At 71.0% G+C, this 19,698-nt stretch carries 23 protein-coding genes; 11 read left to right on the forward strand and 12 right to left on the reverse strand.

Annotated features, from left to right (window positions below; translation table 11 throughout):
• Positions 1-447 precede the first annotated feature (447 nt).
• Both ABEA39_RS14150 and ABEA39_RS14155 read right to left on the reverse strand, forming a co-directional pair.
• Positions 448-1,026: a hypothetical protein gene (locus tag ABEA39_RS14150; protein ID WP_345376559.1), complete on the reverse strand. Its 579-nt coding sequence runs from the start codon at positions 1,024-1,026 to the stop codon at positions 448-450.
• A gap of 658 nt (positions 1,027-1,684) precedes the next feature.
• Positions 1,685-2,179 (reverse strand): PaaI family thioesterase, encoded by a 495-nt coding sequence (locus ABEA39_RS14155; RefSeq protein ID WP_345376560.1) that lies wholly within the window; start codon positions 2,177-2,179, stop codon positions 1,685-1,687.
• Positions 2,180-2,224: 45 nt separating this feature from the next.
• Between ABEA39_RS14155 and ABEA39_RS14160 the strand changes: the two genes are divergently transcribed.
• Entirely contained in the window at positions 2,225-2,743 is a 519-nt protein-coding gene (locus tag ABEA39_RS14160; RefSeq protein ID WP_345376561.1) for a DinB family protein, read from the forward strand.
• 31 nt (positions 2,744-2,774) lie between these two features.
• On the opposite strand, the gene ABEA39_RS14165 is transcribed toward ABEA39_RS14160, so the two are convergent.
• Complete coding sequence (locus tag ABEA39_RS14165; RefSeq protein ID WP_345376562.1) at positions 2,775-3,311, reverse strand: NUDIX hydrolase; 537 nt, start codon at positions 3,309-3,311, stop codon at positions 2,775-2,777.
• Positions 3,312-3,453: 142 nt separating this feature from the next.
• Between ABEA39_RS14165 and ABEA39_RS14170 the strand changes: the two genes are divergently transcribed.
• The 3 genes from ABEA39_RS14170 to ABEA39_RS14180 all read left to right on the forward strand — a co-directional run bounded on the left by ABEA39_RS14170 (position 3,454) and on the right by ABEA39_RS14180 (position 5,321).
• Positions 3,454-4,038, forward strand: a complete 585-nt coding sequence (locus ABEA39_RS14170; protein WP_345376563.1) for an alpha/beta hydrolase — start codon at positions 3,454-3,456, stop codon at positions 4,036-4,038.
• Positions 4,039-4,070: 32 nt separating this feature from the next.
• On the forward strand, positions 4,071-4,571 hold the full coding sequence (locus tag ABEA39_RS14175; protein ID WP_345376565.1) for a DUF4265 domain-containing protein: 501 nt from the start codon (positions 4,071-4,073) through the stop codon (positions 4,569-4,571).
• 279 nt (positions 4,572-4,850) lie between these two features.
• A complete protein-coding gene (locus ABEA39_RS14180) occupies positions 4,851-5,321 on the forward strand; it encodes a hypothetical protein (RefSeq protein ID WP_345376566.1) in 471 nt (156 codons plus the stop codon).
• A 179-nt stretch (positions 5,322-5,500) separates the two neighbouring features.
• Here the strand turns inward: ABEA39_RS14180 and ABEA39_RS14185 are convergent, their stop codons facing one another.
• Positions 5,501-5,683 (reverse strand): hypothetical protein, encoded by a 183-nt coding sequence (locus ABEA39_RS14185; RefSeq protein WP_345376567.1) that lies wholly within the window; start codon positions 5,681-5,683, stop codon positions 5,501-5,503.
• A 256-nt stretch (positions 5,684-5,939) separates the two neighbouring features.
• On the opposite strand from ABEA39_RS14185, the gene cysE reads away from it, so the two are divergent.
• From cysE to ABEA39_RS14215, 6 genes are all read left to right on the forward strand, one after another.
• Positions 5,940-6,476, forward strand: coding sequence for a serine O-acetyltransferase (gene cysE, locus ABEA39_RS14190; protein WP_345376568.1), 537 nt, complete (start codon positions 5,940-5,942; stop codon positions 6,474-6,476).
• Between the two features lie 166 nt (positions 6,477-6,642).
• The gene (locus tag ABEA39_RS14195; RefSeq protein WP_345376569.1) at positions 6,643-7,953 is read left to right on the forward strand and encodes a SufS family cysteine desulfurase; all 1,311 of its coding nucleotides are present in this window, start codon (positions 6,643-6,645) and stop codon (positions 7,951-7,953) included.
• Entirely contained in the window at positions 7,953-8,405 is a 453-nt protein-coding gene (sufU, locus tag ABEA39_RS14200; protein ID WP_345376570.1) for a Fe-S cluster assembly sulfur transfer protein SufU, read from the forward strand. The genes ABEA39_RS14195 and sufU overlap by 1 nt, the downstream gene beginning before the upstream one ends.
• A gap of 92 nt (positions 8,406-8,497) precedes the next feature.
• The gene (locus tag ABEA39_RS14205; protein ID WP_345376571.1) at positions 8,498-9,898 is read left to right on the forward strand and encodes an FAD/NAD(P)-binding protein; all 1,401 of its coding nucleotides are present in this window, start codon (positions 8,498-8,500) and stop codon (positions 9,896-9,898) included.
• 858 nt (positions 9,899-10,756) lie between these two features.
• Positions 10,757-12,091, forward strand: a complete 1,335-nt coding sequence (locus ABEA39_RS14210) for an LCP family protein (protein WP_345376572.1) — start codon at positions 10,757-10,759, stop codon at positions 12,089-12,091.
• 34 nt (positions 12,092-12,125) lie between these two features.
• On the forward strand, positions 12,126-13,583 hold the full coding sequence (locus ABEA39_RS14215) for an MFS transporter (RefSeq protein ID WP_345376574.1): 1,458 nt from the start codon (positions 12,126-12,128) through the stop codon (positions 13,581-13,583).
• Between the two features lie 97 nt (positions 13,584-13,680).
• Here ABEA39_RS14215 and ABEA39_RS14220 read toward each other — a convergent pair whose 3' ends face one another.
• Positions 13,681-14,178, reverse strand: a complete 498-nt coding sequence (locus tag ABEA39_RS14220; protein WP_345376575.1) for an Lrp/AsnC family transcriptional regulator — start codon at positions 14,176-14,178, stop codon at positions 13,681-13,683.
• A gap of 139 nt (positions 14,179-14,317) precedes the next feature.
• On the opposite strand from ABEA39_RS14220, the gene ald reads away from it, so the two are divergent.
• Positions 14,318-15,418: an alanine dehydrogenase gene (gene ald, locus ABEA39_RS14225; protein ID WP_345376576.1), complete on the forward strand. Its 1,101-nt coding sequence runs from the start codon at positions 14,318-14,320 to the stop codon at positions 15,416-15,418.
• 52 nt (positions 15,419-15,470) lie between these two features.
• Here the strand turns inward: ald and ABEA39_RS14230 are convergent, their stop codons facing one another.
• The 7 genes from ABEA39_RS14230 to soxR all read right to left on the reverse strand — a co-directional run bounded on the left by ABEA39_RS14230 (position 15,471) and on the right by soxR (position 19,495).
• Positions 15,471-16,118 (reverse strand): MOSC domain-containing protein, encoded by a 648-nt coding sequence (locus tag ABEA39_RS14230; RefSeq protein WP_345376577.1) that lies wholly within the window; start codon positions 16,116-16,118, stop codon positions 15,471-15,473.
• A complete protein-coding gene (locus tag ABEA39_RS14235) occupies positions 16,118-16,276 on the reverse strand; it encodes a hypothetical protein (protein ID WP_345376578.1) in 159 nt (52 codons plus the stop codon). The genes ABEA39_RS14230 and ABEA39_RS14235 overlap by 1 nt, the downstream gene beginning before the upstream one ends.
• 271 nt (positions 16,277-16,547) lie before the next feature.
• On the reverse strand, positions 16,548-17,252 hold the full coding sequence (locus ABEA39_RS14240; protein ID WP_345376579.1) for a GAF and ANTAR domain-containing protein: 705 nt from the start codon (positions 17,250-17,252) through the stop codon (positions 16,548-16,550).
• Positions 17,253-17,289: 37 nt separating this feature from the next.
• The gene (locus ABEA39_RS14245; RefSeq protein ID WP_345376580.1) at positions 17,290-17,970 is read right to left on the reverse strand and encodes a GAF and ANTAR domain-containing protein; all 681 of its coding nucleotides are present in this window, start codon (positions 17,968-17,970) and stop codon (positions 17,290-17,292) included.
• A gap of 47 nt (positions 17,971-18,017) precedes the next feature.
• Positions 18,018-18,383 (reverse strand): antibiotic biosynthesis monooxygenase family protein, encoded by a 366-nt coding sequence (locus tag ABEA39_RS14250; protein ID WP_345376581.1) that lies wholly within the window; start codon positions 18,381-18,383, stop codon positions 18,018-18,020.
• Positions 18,384-18,523: 140 nt separating this feature from the next.
• Positions 18,524-19,000: an acyl-CoA thioesterase gene (locus ABEA39_RS14255; RefSeq protein WP_345376582.1), complete on the reverse strand. Its 477-nt coding sequence runs from the start codon at positions 18,998-19,000 to the stop codon at positions 18,524-18,526.
• Positions 19,001-19,039: 39 nt separating this feature from the next.
• Positions 19,040-19,495, reverse strand: coding sequence for a redox-sensitive transcriptional activator SoxR (soxR, locus tag ABEA39_RS14260; RefSeq protein WP_345376583.1), 456 nt, complete (start codon positions 19,493-19,495; stop codon positions 19,040-19,042).
• Positions 19,496-19,698 lie beyond the last annotated feature (203 nt).

Consider the following 19,698-nt stretch of genomic DNA (forward strand, 5'->3'; position numbering starts at 1 on the left):
CGGGGCCTTCGTGCGTGGGGCCTCTGGCGTGGGGGCCTTCTGTGCGGGGCTCTCGTGTGCTGAGGCTCTCGTGTGCTGAGGCGCTCGTGTGTTGAGGCCTTCGTGTGTGGGGCCTTCGCATGTGGGGCCGGGGTGGCTCGGATGCGGCGTGGTGCGGTGCGGTGCGGTGCTGTTCGGCTCGGCGGCGCCCGGCGGCTGGCTCCAGAACACGCCGCTCATGTTCTCGGAAGTCCGTGTGTTCTGGAGTCGGCCGCCTGTCCGCCCCGCCCCGACTCCAGAACACGCTGCTCAGTTTCGAACGTGAGCGGCGTGTCCTGGAGTCGCGCAGCACAGGACTAGAGGGCCCGAGAACGCAGGCGGGGTCGCCGGGGCATCCGGTCGCCGGGGCATCCGGCCGACGGGGGCGGGGGCTTCCGGCCGACGGGGGCGGGTGCATCCCCCGATGCGTCAGGCGGGGTCGCCGCCCGAGTTCAGCAGGCCCGCCAGATCGACGTCGAGCAGCTGACGGATGCGCTCGTCGCGGAGGGAGTCGTAGTCGCCGTCGGGCTTGACCTCGGCTGCCGACACCTGCGACACGACGGCCGACCCGATGTCGTTCCAGGCGCGGTCGCGGGCCGACGTCACGATGTCGAAGATGTAGCCCTCGTCTTCGGTCAGCGCCCTCAACTCGGTACCGATGGTGGAGTAGATGGTCTGGCGGAGCGCCAGGGCGGAGTTGTCGTCCGGCCGGTAGTCGAACTGGTGTTTCGAGCGTCCGCGGGACTTGAGCGCCCGGCTCCGGGTGTCGATCATCCGTTCGGCGAGCTCTTCCTGCTCGCTGGCGAGACGGCCGAGCTCGTCGCGGGCGGCCGCACTGGTCTCGCCGCGGTCGAACGGCTCCTGCTCGCGGAGGGCGCGCATGATGATCCGGTTCGCGACACCGATGGTCGCCGCGGACCGAGCGATGAGCAGCCCGTCGGCGACGGCGACACGAACGACCTCGGGGTCGATCGGGTCGGGCTCGGCTGACCGCTTGGACTTTTTCACGCGCAGTTTTCTCCCGGGTCGACGAGGCCCTCCCAGAAAAGGCCCCACGTCGAACCTATCGCGCCGCACGCCTCGACGGAGGTGGTGTCGGCAATTCAGGCGGTGGGTCTCCGGGCGGGGCCGGTGCGCCGCAGGCGAAGTGCCGCGCGACCGGGTGCCTGAGTTGCCAGCGCAGGGCGCCGGCGGTGCCCTGGGGACACGGGAGCGGCGCCACGACGGGCCGCCGGTCGAGTGGCGCAGGGCGGAGGCTCGGGCGAGCGGCCGCCGTCCGCCGGGTGCGGGTGGCAACTCAGGCAGGTGGTCGCGGCGGGGAGCGGGTGCGGCGGCAGCGGGGTAGCGGGCGACCGGGTGCCTGAGTTGCCGACCGGGGCGGCAGGCGCGTGGAGCGGCGAGCCCGGCCGGGTAGGGGAGGGTTGCCGGTCGAGAGGCACCGGCCGCTCGGCGGGGTGCGGTTGGCAACTCAGGCAGGTGGTCGCGACGGGGAGCGGGTGCGGCGGCAGCGGGGTGCCGCGCGACAGGGTGCCTGAGTTGCCGACGGGAGGGGGGCAGCACGGGCGAAGAGGCCGGGGCTCGCCGAAGCCAGGGCGCGCGGCAGGCCGGCACACACAGACGCCAGCCGGCACAGCGGCCCGGGCGCAGAGAGGCCGGCGCCGCGAGGTCAGTGCGGGAAGACCAGCAGCGTCCCGGTCGCCGTCGCCACGAGCCGCCCCTCGGAGTCCTCGACCCGCCCCTCCGCGAACGCAGCCCGCCGCCCGGGCTTCGTCACGACCCCGATCGCTCGCAGCTCGCCCGTGTCCGCCAGGACCGGCCGCAGGTAGCTCACCTTGATCTCCAGCGACGTGTAACCCTGCCCCTCCGGCAGCGTGGTCTGCGTCGCACAGCCGAGCACCGAGTCGAGCACCGTGCAGACGAACCCGCCGTGCACGGTTCCGATCGGGTTGTAGTGCGACTCGTCGGGAGTGCAGGCGAACTCCACCCGGCCGAACTCCGCCGAGACCGCGCGCAGGTTCATCAAAGCCAGAATCGGTGGGGGTGGGATGCGGCCCTCGACCAGCGCCTCGAGGAACGCCAGCCCCGACATGCTCTTCGCGAGTTCCGCCCCGACGAGCGGATCCTGCCATTCGATCGTCTTCGTTCGAGTTGGGGTGTCCATGGCCCCACTTTCGTCCTTCGGCCCGTGGATCGCTACTGTCGTGCCATGCCGATCATTCCCGAGACGAAGAGCTGGACCTGGATCCTGGACGAGCGCTGCCCCGAGTGCGGCTTCGACTCCACGACCGTGACGTTCCGCGAGATCCCCACCCTGCTGCGCGAGAACGCCCTCGCGTGGCCGGAGGTCCTCGATCGGGCCGACGTCCGGCTGCGCCCCGACGACTCGACCTGGTCGCCGCTCGAGTACGGTGCCCACGTGCGCGACGTCTTCCGCGTCAACACCGGACGCTTCGAGCTCATGCTCGCGGAGGACGACCCGACCTTCGCCAACTGGGACCAGGACGCCACCGCCGTCGACGACGACTACGCCTCCCAGGAGCCGCTGGAGGTCGTGGCCGATCTCCTGGAGGCGGCGGAGGCGGTCGCCGACCTGCTGGACGGCGTCGAGGACTCGCAGCTCGGGCGCCGCGGCCTGCGTTCCGACGGCAGCCACTTCACGGTCGAGACGCTGGCCCGCTACTTCGTGCACGACCCGATCCACCACCTGCACGACGTGCGCGGCTGACACCTCGTCGACGGACGATCCGAGGCCCGCGTCAGCTCGCGAAAACCGCCTCGGCGCGATTCTCCAGAGCGGCCCGGACCCCGCGCATCATCGCCTCGCTCATCGCCGGCAGGGCGTCGACGGAGAACCAGCGCGCCTCCGTGTTCTCCCCGTCGGCCGGGAACGGCGTGCCGGAGTCGTACCGGAATCGGAAGACGAGCTCCAGGTACTGGCTCCGGTCGCCGTTGTCGTACGTCACCGGTGCCGTGACCTGCACGAGCACGAGTCGTTCCGGGGTGGCCTCGACGTCGGCCTCCTCGAGCACCTCGCGGCGACCCGCTACAGCCGGCTCCTCGCCCGGGTCGATGATGCCCGTCACAGGCGTCCAGGCGCCGGTGTCCGACCGCTTCACCAGCAGCACCTCGTCGGCAGCGGTCCCCGCACTGGCCCCGGCCCCGGCCCCGTCCTCGGTTCCAACACCGCCGCCGTCCGGCCCAGGGCGAACCACCACGGCACAGACCCCGGACAGCCAGAGCGGCGCCGTCCCGATCTTCTCGCGGAGGTCCAGGACGAAGTCGGGAGTGGCCATGGCGCGAGGCTAGCAAAGGCGGAGGCGGCGAGAGCGGGGGATGCCCGGGCCCGCGCCCTGCCACGACCCCGGCCCGGGCATCCCACGTCATGCGGCGTCACGCGTACTGGACCTCGTCGCAGGGCTGACGCAGGATACGACCGTGTCAGTCAACCCGCCCCGAGGAGTCGTCGTGGTCCTCGCCGGGCGCGACGAGGACGCCGACCACTACGCCGAGCTCGCGCGCCATCTGACCCTCAACGGTTACCGCGTCGACGTCTTCTCGGACGTGCTCCGCGAGCCCGACGCGATCGTGCGCGCCGTCGACGACGTCTTGAACGACTCCGCCGCCGAGGGGCCGCGCTTCGTGATCGGGTCGGACGCCGGCGCCACGCTCGCAGCGAGCCTCGGCACGGCTCGGTCGCGGAGGCTCGACGCGGTCGTCCTCGCCGGCCTCGCGACCCGCGGGCTGCAGGTGGCGACCACGGGGGAGCGGGTGCGGCTCGTGCCCGCCGCGCGACTGCTGCTGCCCACGCTCGTCTTTCACGGCGACGCCGACCCGGTCACCGACGTGGCCGACCTCGCCTCGTGGGCGGCGGCACTGCCTCGCGGCTCGATCCGGCTGATCCGCGGAGGCGGGCACGACGTCGTCGGGGGCGAGGCCCGTCGCAGCGTCTTCGCGGCCCTCGTGCTGTTCCTCGAGCGGCATCGGGCGGCCGCGCCCGTGTTCTCCGAGGCGTTCGGCTGAGCGCGCCGAGCTGGCAGGGCTAGGGTCGGCGCATGAGCGAGGCAACAGGGCACGGGGCAGCAGGGGGCGACGCAGCAGGGGGCGAGGCAGCGGGCGAGGACACCGGCCACGAGATCGACGTGGCCCTCGAGGTGGCGGACGGCTGGCCTCCGGTTCCTGTCGAGACGGTGGTGGTGCATCCCACGCTCGAGGGGCTCTTCGTACTGGATCGGACACCAGTGTTCGCCCTCGACCTCTCTCGCGGCGACACCGTCGAAGCCCGTGCGGGTGACGGCGGGCGGCTCGTGTTCGTCCGCCGGACGGCCACGGGCGGGCACGCGACGTTCCGGATCATCTCGCTGGCCGACGCCGCCGCCCTCGAGTCCGTCCTGAGGACGCTCGGCGAACTCGGGGCCGTGGTGGAGGAGTCGGAATACGCCGCGCTGTGGACCGTCGACGTGCCCCCGGCGGCGCCGCTCGACGAGATCCGGGCGGCCCTCGAGAACGCCGCGGCTGCAGAAGTGCTCGAATTCGAGGATCCCCGTACGCCCTGACCGGCACTCCCAGACCGGCTCGAACGCCCCTGACCGGCCTGCCCCGACCAGCTCGAACACCACCGACCGGCCCACCAACCGCCCCGCCCCGATGCCCGCCCCGATGCCCGCCAGATGGAGGACACGCTGGGGGACACGGGTGACAGAATTTTCAGGACATGCCGCTAAAACCCCGCAAACTGGGGGCGTGTTGCCCCGGATGGGGGCCTCCCCCGGGGTACGAGGGCCCGATTTGATGTACCTGTGCCCGAGGGACGGGCCAGGGGAGTTGTTCCAATCGTGACCATCGTCAATCCTTCGCCGACCGAGGCGCTGCGCCAGATCGAGATGCCGACCCAGAAGCTGCTCTGCGGCAACGGTCGCGGACTGCCCATGCGGCGCTACTCGATCTTCGACTCGACCCTGCTGCTCGTCGCCGTCCAGACGATCGTGGTCGCCGCCCTTCTGCCCCTCGACCACCAGGCCAAGCTCTCGGCCGTCGGCCTCGGCGTCGTCTTCACGCTGATCGTCGTCCTGTTCGCCCGCCGCCGCGCCGGCCACATCAAGGCCGTCCGCGAGGAGCGCGCCGCGATCATCCGCTGGCTCGCCATCCACACCGGTCTCGACCACCGCAACCGCCTCCTCCTCGCCTGGAGCGAGCCGCAGGAGATCGGCGAGAACCAGTACGAGTTCCGCACCATGACCGACGGCCACGTCCGCTCGCTCGTGATCGACCTCGACATCCAGGTCGCATCGCTCGCCACTCTCTGACGACCCCGCACCTGCCCCGAGCCGGCGCCCGTCTCCCCTAGGGACGGGCGCCTTTTCGTGCGCCCAGGCGGCCGTGCGCCCGGCTGGTCGGCCGTCTCGTCTCGTCGTGTCTCGTCTCGGTTCGAGAGGAAGAACCACAGGCGAGAACGGGGGATGCACGCCCCGAGCGGTAGGGACGCTCAGCGCCTTTTGTGCCGGGAGGTGCGCAGGCGGTACGCGACGAGGCCGAGTGCGACGGCCACGGCGAACTCGAGCGTCCACCAGACGTAGTCGGCCTGCAGGAGACGGCGGACACCGTCGACGCCCAGAGCGAGTGAGGCCACGACGCAGACGAGGTAGACGATCAGGCGTCCTGCCCTCACGGTGTCCCCTCTCGTCGTCGCGGGCGCCCGGACGGGCTTCCCCAGAACGATCCTTCTCGGTTCAGTGCGGCCCGGGCAGCCCCAGTCCAGGCGGCCCTCGCACGGGGCAGGGCGGTCGCGGTGCCTAGAATCGGTGGCGGTGCCGACGGGCCCCGAGTCGTCCCGTCCGGGTCCGGCCCCGTCCCGTCCGCTCCGTCCCGTCCTGCTCCGTCCTGCTCCGCCCCGACCTCCTCCCTCCGACCGATCGAGAGAACCCATGAGCCATCCGCTGGCGCGACTGCGCGAGGACGTCGCCGCCGTCCGGCTGCGCGACCCGGCGGCTCGGGGCTCCCTCGAGGTCGTGCTCGTCTCCTCGGGGCTCCACGCGGTGTGGGCGCATCGGCTGACCGGGCGGCTGTGGCGCGAGGTACCGTTCCCCGGCGCGAGGCTGGTGGCTCGAGTCCTGTCGCAGCTCGTCCGCAGCGCGACGGGCGTCGAGATCCACCCGGGTGCCGTGATCGGCTCCCGACTCGTGATCGACCACGGCATGGGCGTCGTGATCGGCGAGACCGCCGTCGTGGGCGACGACGTGCTGATCTACCACGGCGTCACGCTCGGCGGGCGCTCCCTCGGAGCCGACGGACGCCGCCACCCGACGATCGGCGACGGCGTGATGATCGGGGCCGGGGCCGCCGTGCTCGGGCCGATCCACGTGGGGCCGGGGTCGTCGGTCGGGGCCAACGCCGTCGTGACGCACGACGTGCCGCCCGGCTCGGTGGTCGTGGGCGTGCCCGGGGTGGCGCGGCCCCGCTGAGCCGAGGCTCACCCGCGCCCCTCGCCAGCACTGCGCTCAATCCCGCCCGAGGCTCGCGCCAGCACGGTGCGGGCACGCTCCCCGGACGTTGTGCCCGCCGCGAACGCGGCGTCACAGGACGGCCGCTCCCCTCGACAAATCAGGTGGATGTGGAATCGTGGACGTCGTGATCACGACCTCCGCTGCACTCGATCCGACCGTTCTGCGCCTCGACTTCCCGATCCTCGACCAACAGGTCAACGGGTATCCGCTGGCGTATCTCGACTCGGGTGCCACGGCTCAACGTCCCCGGTCGGTTCTCGATGCCGAACGCACGTTCCTTGAGACGGTGAACTCGGCGGTCCATCGAGGCGCCCACACGCTCGCCGCCCTCTCGACCGAGGCCTTCGAAGACGCCCGCGAGACCGTGGCCCGCTTCATCGGGGCGGCCGTGCCGGAAGAGGTCGTCTGGACCTCGAACGCCACCGACGGGCTCAACCTCGTCGCGTACGGCGTGCTCAACGCCTCGCTCGGCCGCGGGGGCGCCGACGCCCGGCGCTTCGCCCTGCAGCCCGGCGACGAGATCCTCGTCACCGAGGCCGAGCACCACGCCAACCTCGTGCCCTGGCAGGAGGTCGCGGCTTCGACAGGGGCCGTCCTGCGATACGTGCCCGTCGACGACCGCGGGGTCTGGAGTCTCGACGACGCGCGGCCGCTGATCACCGCCCGCACGCGCATCCTCGCCTTCGCCCACGTCTCGAACGTCACCGGCCTCGTCGCGCCCGTCGCCGACCTCGTCGAGCTCGCCCACGCTCAGGGCGCGCTCGTCGTGCTCGACGCCTGCCAGTCCGCTCCGCACCGTCCTCTCGACCTCACGGCGCTCGGCGTCGACTTCGCCGCCTTCTCCAGTCATAAGATGCTCGGGCCCTCGGGCATCGGCGTGCTCTGGGGCCGCGAGGAGCTCCTGAACGCGCTGCCGCCGTTCCGCACCGGCGGGTCGATGATCTCGACCGTGACCATGGAGTCGAGCACGTTCCTCCCCGCACCCCAGCGCTTCGAGGCCGGCACGCAGCCGGTGTCGCAGGCGATCGGTCTCGCCGAGGCGGTCCGGTACCTCGAGCGCGCGGGGATGCCCGGGGTCGAAGCCCACGAGGAACTCCTCGCCGAGCGGCTCGTGGTCGGGCTCGAGGCCATCGAGGGCATTCGCGTGTTCGGGCCCGCGGCGGGCATCCCCCGGGCCGGGCTGGCCAGCTTCGACGTCGCCGGCGTCCACGCGCACGACGTCGGGCAGTACCTCGACGCGCAGGGGATCGCCGTCCGCGTCGGCCACCATTGCGCCCAACCGCTGCACCGCCGGCTCGGGGTGGCCGCGACCACGCGGGCCTCGACCTACCTCTACACGACCGACGACGAGGTCGACCGGCTGCTCGCCGGCGTGGCCGAGGTGCGCGGCTACTTCGGCGTCGACTCTGCGGCATCGAGCGCGGGGCGCGACTGATGGGGGATGCACTGGCCGGCCTCTACCAGCAGGTCATCCTCGACCACGCCCGCGCCCGCACCGGCGATCGAGCGCTCGAGGGGGCGGATGCCGAGCACTACGAGCGGAACCCCACCTGCGGCGACGAGATCACCGTGCGAGTGATCCTGGAGCCGGGGTCGGACCGGATCCGCGAGCTCGCCTGGCAGGGCGACGGCTGCAGCATCTCGATGGCGTCGGCGTCCGTGCTGGCCGATCTCGCACCGGGCCTGACGCTGGCCGAACTCGCCGAGCGCACCGACGCCTTCCGCGCCATGATGCGGTCGCGCGGTGTCGGCGAGCCCGACGAGGACCTCCTCGGCGACGCCGTCGCGTTCCAGGGCGTCTCCAAGTTCATGATGCGGGTCAAGTGCGCGATGCTCTCGTGGGTCGCGGCCGAGGCCTGCTCGACGCAGCTCGCCGTGCGCTCCTAGAGGTTTCGGGCGGGCGAGGCCGTCGTCCGTCGGGACTGCGGGCGGAGCGCTCCTGACCGCCGGCCGACGGTGGGCCGGGTACGGTGACGGGCATGCTGAGCATCCCACCGTCTGTGATCGTCGTCGGCGGGGGAGCGAGCGCGGTCTTCGTCGCCTGGGCCCTGCACGAGCAGGCCGCGGCGCTCGGGGTTCCGCAGCCGTCGGTGACCGTCGTCGGCACGGGGCCCGGCGTCGGCACGGAGCCCGGCGTCGGCCGGGGGCTCGCGTACGGGCGGGCGGACGCACACCACCGGCTGAACAGCCCGGCGCGGTCGATGAGCGTGTCGGCCTCGGACGACGGCGGATTCGTGCGGTGGCTCGAGGAGTCGGGCTGGCGCGACACGGACGGCGCGGGTGCCACGCCCGGGGCGTTCGTCCCGCGGCGGGTGTTCGGCGACTACGTGGCCGGGTCGTTCGAGCGGTTGCTCGCGGATCCGTCGGCGCGGGTGGCGTTCCGGCAGGGGGAGGTCGTCGAGGTGGCGGGTGCGGACGTCGGCGCTTCGGGCGGTGACGGCTACGTCGGGGGCGCGGACGCGGGCGGTGACGCTTCGGGCGTCGTGGTCACGCTCGCTGACGGGAGCGTGCTGACGGCCGATCACGTCGTCCTCGCACTCGGGAACCCCCCTCCCGTCGAGGTGCCCTCGACCGCCGCCCGGACCATCGTCGACCCGTGGGTGCCGGGCGCCCTCGACGGCATCGTCGAATCCGACCGCGTCCTCCTGATCGGCACGGGGCTGACGGCGGTCGACATCGCCACGTCGCTCGCACGTCGGCTGCCGTCGCTTCGGATCGTGGCGACCAGTCGCCACCTATTGCTGCCGGCCGTGCATCCCCCGTTTCCGGTGCCTGCCGGTGGGGGTCTCGGCGACGTCCGCTCGCTGCCGCAGATGATGCGTGCGTTCCACGAGCGGCTGCGGGACGCGGAGCGGGACGGGACGCCGTGGCAGGGAGTGCTCGACGGGGTGCGTCCGGAGGTGCAGGCGCTCTGGATGCGGCTATCGCTCGACGAACGGCGGCGGTTCCTCGGGCATGTCGCCCGCCGCTGGGATGTCCACCGTCACCGGATGGCCGCCGCCGTGTGGCAGGAGCTGTCCGGGCTTTTCGACGCGGGGACTCTCAGCCTGCGAGCCGACGTCGAGCACGCGGACTTCGACGTCGCGATCACGTGCACCGGGCCGCGGTCCGTGGCGGATCGCGGCTGGAGCCCGCTGGTGGATGCCCTGCTCGACTCGGGCGCGGTCCGGCCCGATCCGCTCGGGCTGGGGTTCGACGCTGATCCCGACGGAGCGCTGCCGGGCACCGACGGACGGCTCTTCGCCGTCGGGGCGGCACTCAAGGGCGCACTCTGGGAGACCGTCGCCGTGCCCGAGATCCGCCAGGTGGCGTCCCGCGTCGCCGGGAGGATCCTCGTCCCCTTCGGCTCCGCCTCTGCTCCTGCTTCTGCGGCGCCCTGACTTTCGTCCGGTCCTCCTCTTCCTCCTCCTCCTCCTCCTTTCCTTTCCTTTCCTTTGGGTGACAGCTGTCGGCAACTCAGGCACTCGGCCACGGGTCCTATCCGGGTTCGGGCTGCCGAGGTGGCAGGGCGGCAGCGTGCCTGAGTTGCCGACGGGGCGGGGGTCGAACTGCGGCGGTTGGGCGCGGTGGTTGGGGTGGGGGAGCGGCTCGGGCGTCCCCTCCGAGGGGCGGTGGTCGCGCGGTCGGCAACTCAGGCAACCGGCCACGGGTCGTCCCCGCGCAAGGCGTGCTGCGGCGGGCGGGTGGCAGCGTGCCTGAGTTGTCGACGGGGCGGGGCCGAACTGCGGCGGTGGGGCGCGGTGGTTGGGGTGGGGGAGCGGCTCGGGCGTCCCCTCCGAGGGGCGGTGGTCGCGCGGTCGGCAACTCAGGCAACCGGCCATGGGTCCGGTCCGGGTTCGGCTTGCCGCGGCGGGCGGGTGGCAGCGTGCCTGAGTTGCCGACGGGGCGGGGGCCGAACTGCGGCGGTGGGGGTTGGGGCGGCCCGAGCGTTCCGTCCGAGGGGCGGCGGTCGCGCGGGTCGGCAACTCAGGCAACCGGCCACGGGTCGTCCCCGCGCAAGGCGTGCCGCGGCGGCCGGGCGGCAGCGTGCCTGAGTTGCCGACGCAGCACCGGACAGTCCCGGCGGCCCTGCCCGGCCCACACCGGCCCGGCCCCATACCGCCCCACAGGCACGACGCGCCGCGCCCCCGCCACCGCCCCAACGCAGGAGAACCCGGCCGCACCCTTTACTCTGAACCAGAAGACTCCGAACGACAGGACTCTGAACCTGGAGACGTTCATCACACGCAAGGGACCGGATGACTGAGAGCACTACCCGAGGGCGGGCCCGATTCGGACAGGTCCGTCACGGGCGTCTCACGCACAAGAACCCGATCGCGGCCTTCTTCAAGATCGTGGGCATCGCACTGGCGGTCGTCCTGATCAGCACGACGTCCGTGGCCGCCATCGCTGCGCACGATGTTCTGAGCTCGAAGAAGCCGACGGTGCACCTCGCGCAGCTCCCCGGGCACACCAGCACACCGCTCCCGTCCGCGCCTGCGGGCCAGACGGTGGGCGAGGTCAACATGCTCGTCATCGGCACCGACACCCGCTCGGGCCAGGGCGTCTACGCGAACAAGGGCGACATCGCCGCCAGCTCGGGCGCCGGCAACAACGACGTCAACATCCTTCTGCACATCTCGAGCGACCATAAGAGCATCTCGGTCATCAGCATCCCGCGTGACCTCGAGGTGCCGATGCCCGCGTGCCCGAACGCTTCCGGCGGCACGACGAGCGCCAGCTCGAAGGACATGATCAACACCGCCCTCGAGCGCGGCGGCAACGACCAGCTCGGTCTGCAGTGCGCGGTCCTCGCCGTCGAGAAGCTGACGGGCGTCAACATCCCCTACGCCGCGTCGGTCACCTTCGAGGGCACCGCCGCCATCTCGACAGCCGTCGGCGGCGTGACCGTCTGCCTCGCGACCCCCGTCATCGACCGCAACGTGATCCCCGTGCTGAACCTGAAGGCGGGCGAGACCAGCCTCGTCGGCGCGCAGGCGCTCGCGTTCCTCCGCAGCCGCCACGGCGTCGGCGACGGCAGCGACCTCGGCCGCATCAGCAACCAGCAGGTCTTCATGTCGGCGCTCGCCCGCCAGCTCGTGTCGTCCGACACTCTGACGAACCCGTTCAAGCTCTATGCGATCGCCAAGGCGGCCGTGTCGAACTCGGTGACCAGCGACACGCTCGCCTCACCGACCTCCCTGCTCGGCATCCTCCAGGCGGTCAAGACGGTGGGGCTGTCGAACATGGTTTTCCTGCAGTACCCGACCGGCGCCGATCCGGTCAACGCCAACCGCGTCGTCCCCAACGCCTACGCGGCTCAGCAGCTCAACAGCGCCCTCCAGAACGACCTGCCCATCCAGTTGACCGGCGGCACAGGGGTCGGTGCCGAGGCACCCACGGGCAGCACTGCCACCCCCTCCGCGACCACGGCGCCCACCACTCCGAGCAGCACGGCCACGACTCCGGCTACGACAACTCCGGCCACGACGGCGCCCACGACGGGTTCGGGCGCCACGAGCACCGTGACCCTGCCGCCCACCGTCACGGGGCAGACCGCGGCCGAGCAGACCTGCACGAAAGGCAACAACTGACGGGGATGCCCGGGGCGGGTGTTGACTCGGACGCGTGACCGATCTCCCTCGCCGCTACACGCACAAGTACGGGATCCTCGCGATCTGCTGCATGAGCCTCTTCATCGCCTCGATGGACGCCACGGTGGTGAACGTGGCCCTGCCGTCGATCGGCAAGGAGCTCCACTCGACCATCTCCGGCCTGCAGTGGACCATCGACGGCTACACGCTCGTCATCGCCAGCTTCCTCATGCTGTCGGGCTCGACGGCGGACAAGTTCGGGCGACGGCGGGTATTCCAGATCGGGCTGGTCGTCTTCGTGATCGGCTCGCTGGCCTGCAGCGTGGCTCCGAGCGTTCCGATCCTGGTGGCCTGCCGCATGCTCCAGGCGATCGGCGGGTCGATGCTGAACCCGGTCGCCTTGTCGATCATCTCGGCGACCTTCACCGATTCGAAGGAGCGCGCGAAGGCGGTGGGCGTCTGGGGAGCCGTCGTCGGCATCTCGACGGGCTTCGGACCGCTCATCGGCGGCGCGCTCACCGACAGCGTGGGCTGGCGCAGCATCTTCTGGATCAACGTGCCGATCGGCATCGCGGCCATCGTGCTCACGTTCGCCTTCGTGCCCGAGTCGAAGGCGGGCCGGGCGCGCAAGTTCGATCCCGTCGGTCAGGTGCTGGTGATCGTCCTCCTGGCCTCCGTGGTCACGGGGCTGATCGAGGGCCCGCGGTTCGGCTGGGCGTCTCCTCTGACGATCGGTCTGTTCGTGGTCGGAGCGGCAGCTCTGACGGCGCTGAACCGCTACGAGGCGACCCGCGACGATCCGCTCCTCGACTTCCGGTTCTTCAAGAGCATCCCGTTCTCTTCCGCCGTTGTGACCGCCGTCTGCGCGTTCGCCGCCCAGGGAGCGTTCCTGTTCCTCACGGCCCTGTACCTGCAAGAGGTGCGCGGCTACTCGCCCTTCGTCGCGGGCCTGCACACCCTGCCGCTCGGGCTCGCGCAACTGGTCGCCGCGCCCATCGCCGGCCGCCTGGTGTCGTCGAGCGGCACCCGGCGTCCCCTCGCCGTCGGCGCCGCCGCGTTGGGCGTCGGGGCGGCGATGTTGATCGCCACGACCGCCACCACCGCCGAATGGTTCTTCATCCTCGCCTACATCCTGACCGGGGCGGGCCTCGGCCTCATCAACCCGCCGCTGACGAACACCGCGGTCTCGGGCATGCCCCGGTCCCGTTCGGGCGCGGCGGCCGGCATCGCGTCGACGTCCCGCCAGACGGGCGTCTCGTTGGGGGTCGCGCTGGCGGGCACTCTGACGGGCGTGAGCGGTGCATCCCACGTCGCGGCGGGGTTCACGTCGGCCACGCACCTGATGTGGATCGTGATGGTGGGATTCGCCGCCGTCATCTTCGTGCTGGCGTTCGTGGCGAACTCGGAGGCGGCGAAGCGCTCGGTCGACCGGATCCGCGACCTCCTCTCCGACGACGGCTCGAAGCAGCCGGCGACCGCCCAGGCGGGCTGACGCGGCGCTGACGCGGCGCTGACGCGGCGCTGACGCGGCGCGGATGCAGCGCTGACGCACCGTCGACACACCGCTGGTGCCCCGGCGCCACGCACCGCTACTGGAACGACGCGGCGACCCCGTTGCGGTGGTAGTCGAACACCAGGCTGGTGCGGGTGGACGCCACGCTGGGCTGCGCCGAGAGGTGCTCGACGACGAACTCGCGCACGGCCGACGAGTCGGCGACCGCGATGTGCACGATGAAGTCGTCCGCTCCGCCGAGGAAGAAGACCTGCAGCACCTGGGGCAGGCCTCGCACCTCCTCCGAGAACCGGGTGATGCTCTCCTGCCGCGCCCCCGGCCGGAGCGTCACGCCCACGATCGCCTGGAGCGGCAGTCCGAGCGCTCGCTGGTCGATGCTGGTCAGGAAGCCCGTGACCACCCGCCGCTCCTGCAGCGACTTGAGTCGCACGTGGGCCGTCGAGGGGGCGATCCCCACGGCGTCGGCCAGGGCGGCGTTCGAGATGCGACCGTCGGACTTCAAGACGGCGAGGATGCTCCGATCGATGTCGTCGAGGGGCCCGCCCTCGTGAAGAATCGTCGTCGAATCGGTCATCCGTGCCTCCCAGGTGCGCAATTTCCATCCATTTCGCACGGATGGAAAAATCTTCTTCGGGAGAAACCTACTCGAAACGAATGGCGGCCAGGCTGGTGTCATCGCGGCCGCGGGGGTCGCCCAGAGTCCGGAGACCGACATGCGTGTAGGCATTCCCACCGAGATCAAGAACAACGAGAACCGGGTTGCGATTAGCGCCGCCGGTGTGCACACTCTGGCCCTGCGAGGCCACGAAGTGTTCGTGCAGTCTGGGGCGGGCGTCGGGTCGCGGATCCTCGACGCCGACTACGAGGCGGCGGGCGCGACGATCCTCGGCACCGCCGACGAGGTCTGGGCGACGGCCGAGCTGCTGCTCAAGGTGAAGGAGCCGATCGAGGCCGAGTACGGCTTCCTCCGCGCCGACCAGACCGTGTTCACCTACCTGCACCTCGCCGCCGACCGGGCCCTGACGAGCGCTCTGGTCGAGTCGGGCACCACTGCGATCGCGTACGAGACCGTGCAGCTCGCCGACCGGAGCCTGCCGCTGCTCTCGCCCATGAGCGAGGTCGCCGGCCGCCTCTCGATCACGGTCGGCTCGTATCACCTGATGCGCTCCAACGGCGGTCGCGGGTCGCTGCTCGGTGGCGTCCCCGGCACGCCGAAGGCCAAAGTCGTCGTGATCGGCGGCGGAGTCGCGGGCGAGCATGCCGCGGCCAACGCCCTCGGTATGGGCGCCGACGTCACCGTCATCGACGTCTCCCTGCCGCGTCTGCGGGCCCTCGAGGTGCAGTTCGGCGGCCGGATCCAGACCCGCCACTCGACCCCGTTCGCCATCGCCGAGCAACTGCGCGACGCCGACCTCGTCATCGGGTCCGTGCTGATCCCGGGCGCCGCCGCCCCGAAGCTCGTGACCGACGAGATGGTCGCCTCAATGAAGCCGGGCGCCGTGCTCGTCGACATCGCGATCGACCAGGGCGGCTGCTTCGAGGGGTCGCACGCCACGACGCACGACGAACCCACCTTCGGCGTGCACGACGCGGTGTACTACTGCGTCGCGAATATGCCGGGCGCCGTGCCCGAGACCTCGACCCGGGCGCTCACCAACGCCACGCTGCCCTACGTCGTCGCGCTGGCCGACAAGGGCTGGAAGGCGGCGACGGCCGACGACGCCGCGCTCGCCAAGGGGCTGAACGTGACGGCCGGCAAGGTCACCAATGCGGGTGTCGCGACGGCGCTCGGGCTGGAACTCGCGACGGCGTAGCCGCCAGAGCGCGTAGGCCCGGCGCAAGTGCCTACGCCGAGACCCGAGCGTCCTACGCCGAGACCCGAGCCACCTTCGCCGCCTGGCCGAGCACCGGCTCGGTGAGGAACGCCCCGGCCGCCGTCGACGCGAGCGCCAGCAGCAGCTCGGCCCGCTCCGGCGACAGCCCGCCGAACATCTCGCCGATCGTCACCCCGTGCTCCGGTCGGTCGGTGACGACGACGGAGTCGCCGGCCGAAACGGGCCCGGCCCGGACCACGCGCAGATAGGCGCCCGGTCGACCCTCGTCGGTGAAGCGCTTGACCCACCGCGGCTCGTCCATGCGGCGCGCGAAGGTGGCGCAGGGCGTGCGCGGCATCGTGACCTCGAGCACGAGCTTCTCGCCGACGTGCCAGCGTTCGCCGAGCACGGCTCCGGTCACGTCGAGACCCGACGTGCGGAGGTTCTCGCCGAACAGCCCGGCGGGGATCTCGCGCCCGAGCAGGTCCGACCAGTGCGCCGCGTCTTCGTCGGCGAACGCGTAGACGGCCTTGTCGGCGCCGCCGTGGTGCTGCCGGTCGACCTGCACGTCGCCGTAGACGCCGAGCTTCTTGACCAGCACGGCGTCTTCGAGGGGCTGCTTGTCGATCGCGGTGACACCCATGCTGCCCGAGTCGGACAGGAGCTTCGAGACGCGGCAGACGGAGGTGATGGAGGCCATCACTCCATGGTGCCGTACAGCTCGTCGCCGGGCCAGCCCTCACCCAGCGGCGTGGGCTTCGGGTGGGCGTCGTAGTCGTCGAGGTCGAGGCTCGGGGCCGCTTCGGGATCGAAGGGGCCTCCCGGCGGTGTGGCTGGATTGCTGTGACGAGGATGCATGGTGCTCCCGGGGATCGGAGCCGCCTGCGCGCAGTCGGGGCAACGGATGCGCGAGGGTCGAGCCGTGATCGATCGGCCTCGGTTGAGCGTCGATCCAGCGTCCGGGGTCTGGGGCCGCTTGCGCACAAGGCTAGGCGCGGGGCGGCGGATGGTGCAACGGTCTCGTCGAGATAGCCGGGTCGTGCATCCCCCGCTCAGGCGCCGCGCAGCGCCCCGAGAGCCGACCGTTGCTGACGAAAAGCAGATCGGAACGGGGGATGCACGCCCCGGCTCAGAGGGTCAGCTCGCGACTGACGACCCGCGCCGCCACGTCGGACAGGCGTTCGCGGTTTTTACGGGCGTGGTCGCGGATCGCCTTGAACGCCGTGTCCATGTCGACGCCGTTCTGGTACGAGACGACTCCCTTGGCCTGCTCGATGACGATGCGGCTGTCGAGCGCGCGCTGGAGCTGATCGCGGGCGACGTCGGTCTCTCGGAGGGCCCGCTCTTGGAGGAGGGAGATCGTGGCGACGTCGGCCAGGGCCTGTGCGGCCACGGCGTCGGTCTCGTTCAAGCGCCCCGGCGTCTCGCGGAACAGGTTCAGCGAACCGAGCGCCTCGTCGCGCAGACGGAGCGGGATGGCGTGCACGGAGGCGTATCCAGATTCTTTCGACTGGGCCGCGAACGCCGGCCACCGGTCGGCGATTTCGGCGACGTCGACCACGGACACCACGCGGCCGGTCCGGTAGGACTCCACGCAGGGCCCCTCGTCGACTCCGAGCTGCATGAGGCCGATGAGGCGGCTGCGCTCGCTGGTGGAGGCGATGACCTCGAGCTCCCCCGAGGAGCCCGCCAGCAGGATGCCGGCATCGGCCGCGTCGAACAGCGACGTCGACCGCTCGACCAGGGTCTGCAAGAGATCGAGCGTGTCGAAACCGACGACGAGGGAGTCGGCCAGGGAGACGAAGGTCTCGAGGAGCTCTGTTTCTCGACTCACGGGGTCACGTCCTCACGGTGGATGTTGCGATTGAGGCTCATTCGGAGAAGTCCAATCGACGCGAGACGACGTCGGCGGCCACCTCGCGGACGCTGCGGGACGTCGCGTAGGCGTGTCCGCGCAGGATGAGCAGGGCGTCGTCGACGGGGATGTCGAGTTGGACGGACATCATGCCGGAGGCCTGATGGGCCTCGCGAGGGAAGGCGAGGTCGTCGGAGCCGGGAGCGTCGAGGCGGTCCATCGCTCGGTGGAAGACCTGACGGGCGGCGACTCCGGCGAGGGCCGACGCGTCGTCGATGTCGTCGGCGTCGAAGCGCGCGGAGCGATCGCCGTAAAAGTCGATCGCTCCGAGCGAGAGCCGGCCGTAGACGAGCGGGAAGGCGAAGACGGCGGCGATTCCCGTCTCGCGGAGTGCCGTCGAGGCGATCGGCCAGCGATCGCCGGCGCTGCCCTGCAGATCCGACTCGAGAACGGGTCTGCCGGAGGTCATGGCGTCCCAGCAGGGCCCCTCGCCGAGATCGATCTGGATCTCGTCGAGCCGGGCAGCGGAGGTGTCGCTCGCGCAGACGGTGGCGGACCCGAGAGGGTCTCCAAGCGTGGAGACGGCGGCCCCTAGGACGGGCAGGACGGTCAAGAACGGCAGGCACAGGTCGTCCTCGGGCCCGTACGCCTGGGACAGGTGCGTCAGGGCCTGGCGGAATGTCTCGCGAGCGCTCATCTGCGGAGCCTACCGCCAGGCCCTGAACCGGTCGGTCGGAATTGCGGCTAGAGCTCGACGACCTCGAACTCGAGCAGGTCGGCGCCGGTCGCGACGGGCTTGGGGGCCCCGGGCTTCGGCGCGCCCTCGGCGTGGGCACCGTGGCCGGCGGCTCCTGCGCCCTCGGCGGTGTGCGCGGGGGCACCGGCGTGGGCGGCCTTGGCACCGTTCTCGGCCCAGTCCTGGAAGCTCTCCTCCGAGTCCCACGTGGTCACGACGAAGTAGCGGTCGTCGCCCTTGACCGGACGCAGCAGTTGGAAGCCCTCGAAGCCCTTCGAGCCGTCGACCGAGTGCTTGCGTGCGGCGAAGCGCTTCTCGAGCTCCGAGCCGGCACCGGCGGGGACGTGGATGGCGTTGATCTTGACGACGGACATCAGGTTCTTCTCTCTTCGGTGGTTCTGTACAGACGGGGTAGGACGTCGACAGGCTAGCGAGGTCGTCTGTCAGCTCATCGAGTCGGGCTCGGGCATCCCCCGCTGTCGGTTCGCCTCTCGCCCGGTCAGCTCATGCTCTGTCAGCTCATCGAGTCGGGGATCCGGTCGCGGTCGTAGGTGATGTCGGTGTAGCCGTGCGGCTTCGGCGTGCCCGACGGGTCCATGTTGACGAACACGATCTTGTCGATCGTGAGGATGCTGTGGCGCGTGACCATGTTGCGCACCTCGGCGCGCATGGTCAGCGAGGTCCGGCCGAAGTGCGTCGCGCGGAGGCCCATCTCGATCAGGTCGCCCTGCTTCGCGCTCGAGACGAAGTTGATCTCCGAGATGTACTTCGTGACGACGAAGCCGTTGCCGAGCTGCAGGATCGCGTAGATCGCCGCCTCCTCGTCGATCCAGCGCAGCAGGCTTCCTCCGAACAGCGACCCGTTGGCGTTCAGGTCTTCGGGGCGCACCCACTTGCGGGTGCGGAAGTTGATCTCGTCGAGGTTCTCGCCGGGGAGCTGGTCGGCCGGGTGGTCGACGGCGGACGTGCCGGCCGGTGTTTGTTCTGACATGCCCTCGAATCTAGGGCCAGAGCGCGGGATGCGCGAGCCTCACTCCGCCGTCAGCACGCGTTGCGGCCCGGGGCCCTCGACCGCCAGGGCGTCCCCGGGGTTGAGCAGCGAGCAGGTGCCGAGCGACAGGCACCCGCACCCGATGCAGTCGCTCAGCTTGTCGCGCATCCGGGTCAGGGTCGCGATGCGCTCGTCGACCTCGGCGTTCCAGGCCGTCGAGATGCGCTGCCAGTCGGCGCGGGTCGGGGGTCGGTCGGTGGGCAGCGACTCGAAGATGTCCTTGATCTCGGCGAGCGGGATGCCGAACTGCACGCCCAGGCGGATCATCGAGACCCGGCGGAGGACGTGCCGGGGGAAGGTCCGAGAGCCGCCCACCGTCCGCGAGGCCTCGCCGATCAGGCCCTTCGACTCGTAGAAGCGGATCGTCGGCACCGACACCCCGGAGCGCTTCGCGACCTCGCCGATGCTGAGACCCTCCGTGGCTTTCTTCGTCATCTCCTGCGTTTCTTCGTCATCTGTCGGTTTTCTTCGTCATCTGTTGCTCAATCGGCTCTGAACCTGAGTGGAAGCTTGACCTCAAGTGCACTTGAGATCCTAGGCTGAGGGAAACACCTGAGAGAAAGTGGAAACGTGGCTGAATACACCCTTCCCGAACTTCCGTACGACTACTCGGCCTTGGAGCCCAGCATCAGCGGCAA

The sequence above is a fragment of the Frondihabitans cladoniiphilus genome, from assembly GCF_039544345.1.
In the GTDB taxonomy this organism is placed as follows: domain Bacteria; phylum Actinomycetota; class Actinomycetes; order Actinomycetales; family Microbacteriaceae; genus Frondihabitans; species Frondihabitans cladoniiphilus.

Excerpts from the sequence above, each read along its gene's own strand:
- ABEA39_RS14220 (WP_345376575.1), bottom strand. The coding sequence starts at position 14,178 with ATGACCGATTCGACGACGATTCTTCACGAGGGCGGGCCCCTCGACGAC.
- soxR (WP_345376583.1), bottom strand. The coding sequence starts at position 19,495 with ATGACGAAGAAAGCCACGGAGGGTCTCAGCATCGGCGAGGTCGCGAAG.
- ald (WP_345376576.1), top strand. The coding sequence starts at position 14,318 with ATGCGTGTAGGCATTCCCACCGAGATCAAGAACAACGAGAACCGGGTT.
- ABEA39_RS14175 (WP_345376565.1), top strand. The coding sequence starts at position 4,071 with ATGAGCGAGGCAACAGGGCACGGGGCAGCAGGGGGCGACGCAGCAGGG.
- ABEA39_RS14250 (WP_345376581.1), bottom strand. The coding sequence starts at position 18,383 with ATGTCCGTCGTCAAGATCAACGCCATCCACGTCCCCGCCGGTGCCGGC.
- ABEA39_RS14235 (WP_345376578.1), bottom strand. The coding sequence starts at position 16,276 with ATGCATCCTCGTCACAGCAATCCAGCCACACCGCCGGGAGGCCCCTTC.
- ABEA39_RS14210 (WP_345376572.1), top strand. The coding sequence starts at position 10,757 with ATGACTGAGAGCACTACCCGAGGGCGGGCCCGATTCGGACAGGTCCGT.
- cysE (WP_345376568.1), top strand. The coding sequence starts at position 5,940 with ATGAGCCATCCGCTGGCGCGACTGCGCGAGGACGTCGCCGCCGTCCGG.
- ABEA39_RS14255 (WP_345376582.1), bottom strand. The coding sequence starts at position 19,000 with ATGTCAGAACAAACACCGGCCGGCACGTCCGCCGTCGACCACCCGGCC.
- ABEA39_RS14155 (WP_345376560.1), bottom strand. The coding sequence starts at position 2,179 with ATGGACACCCCAACTCGAACGAAGACGATCGAATGGCAGGATCCGCTC.
- ABEA39_RS14165 (WP_345376562.1), bottom strand. The coding sequence starts at position 3,311 with ATGGCCACTCCCGACTTCGTCCTGGACCTCCGCGAGAAGATCGGGACG.
- ABEA39_RS14245 (WP_345376580.1), bottom strand. The coding sequence starts at position 17,970 with ATGAGCGCTCGCGAGACATTCCGCCAGGCCCTGACGCACCTGTCCCAG.
- ABEA39_RS14160 (WP_345376561.1), top strand. The coding sequence starts at position 2,225 with ATGCCGATCATTCCCGAGACGAAGAGCTGGACCTGGATCCTGGACGAG.
- ABEA39_RS14205 (WP_345376571.1), top strand. The coding sequence starts at position 8,498 with ATGCTGAGCATCCCACCGTCTGTGATCGTCGTCGGCGGGGGAGCGAGC.
- ABEA39_RS14230 (WP_345376577.1), bottom strand. The coding sequence starts at position 16,118 with ATGGCCTCCATCACCTCCGTCTGCCGCGTCTCGAAGCTCCTGTCCGAC.
- sufU (WP_345376570.1), top strand. The coding sequence starts at position 7,953 with ATGGGGGATGCACTGGCCGGCCTCTACCAGCAGGTCATCCTCGACCAC.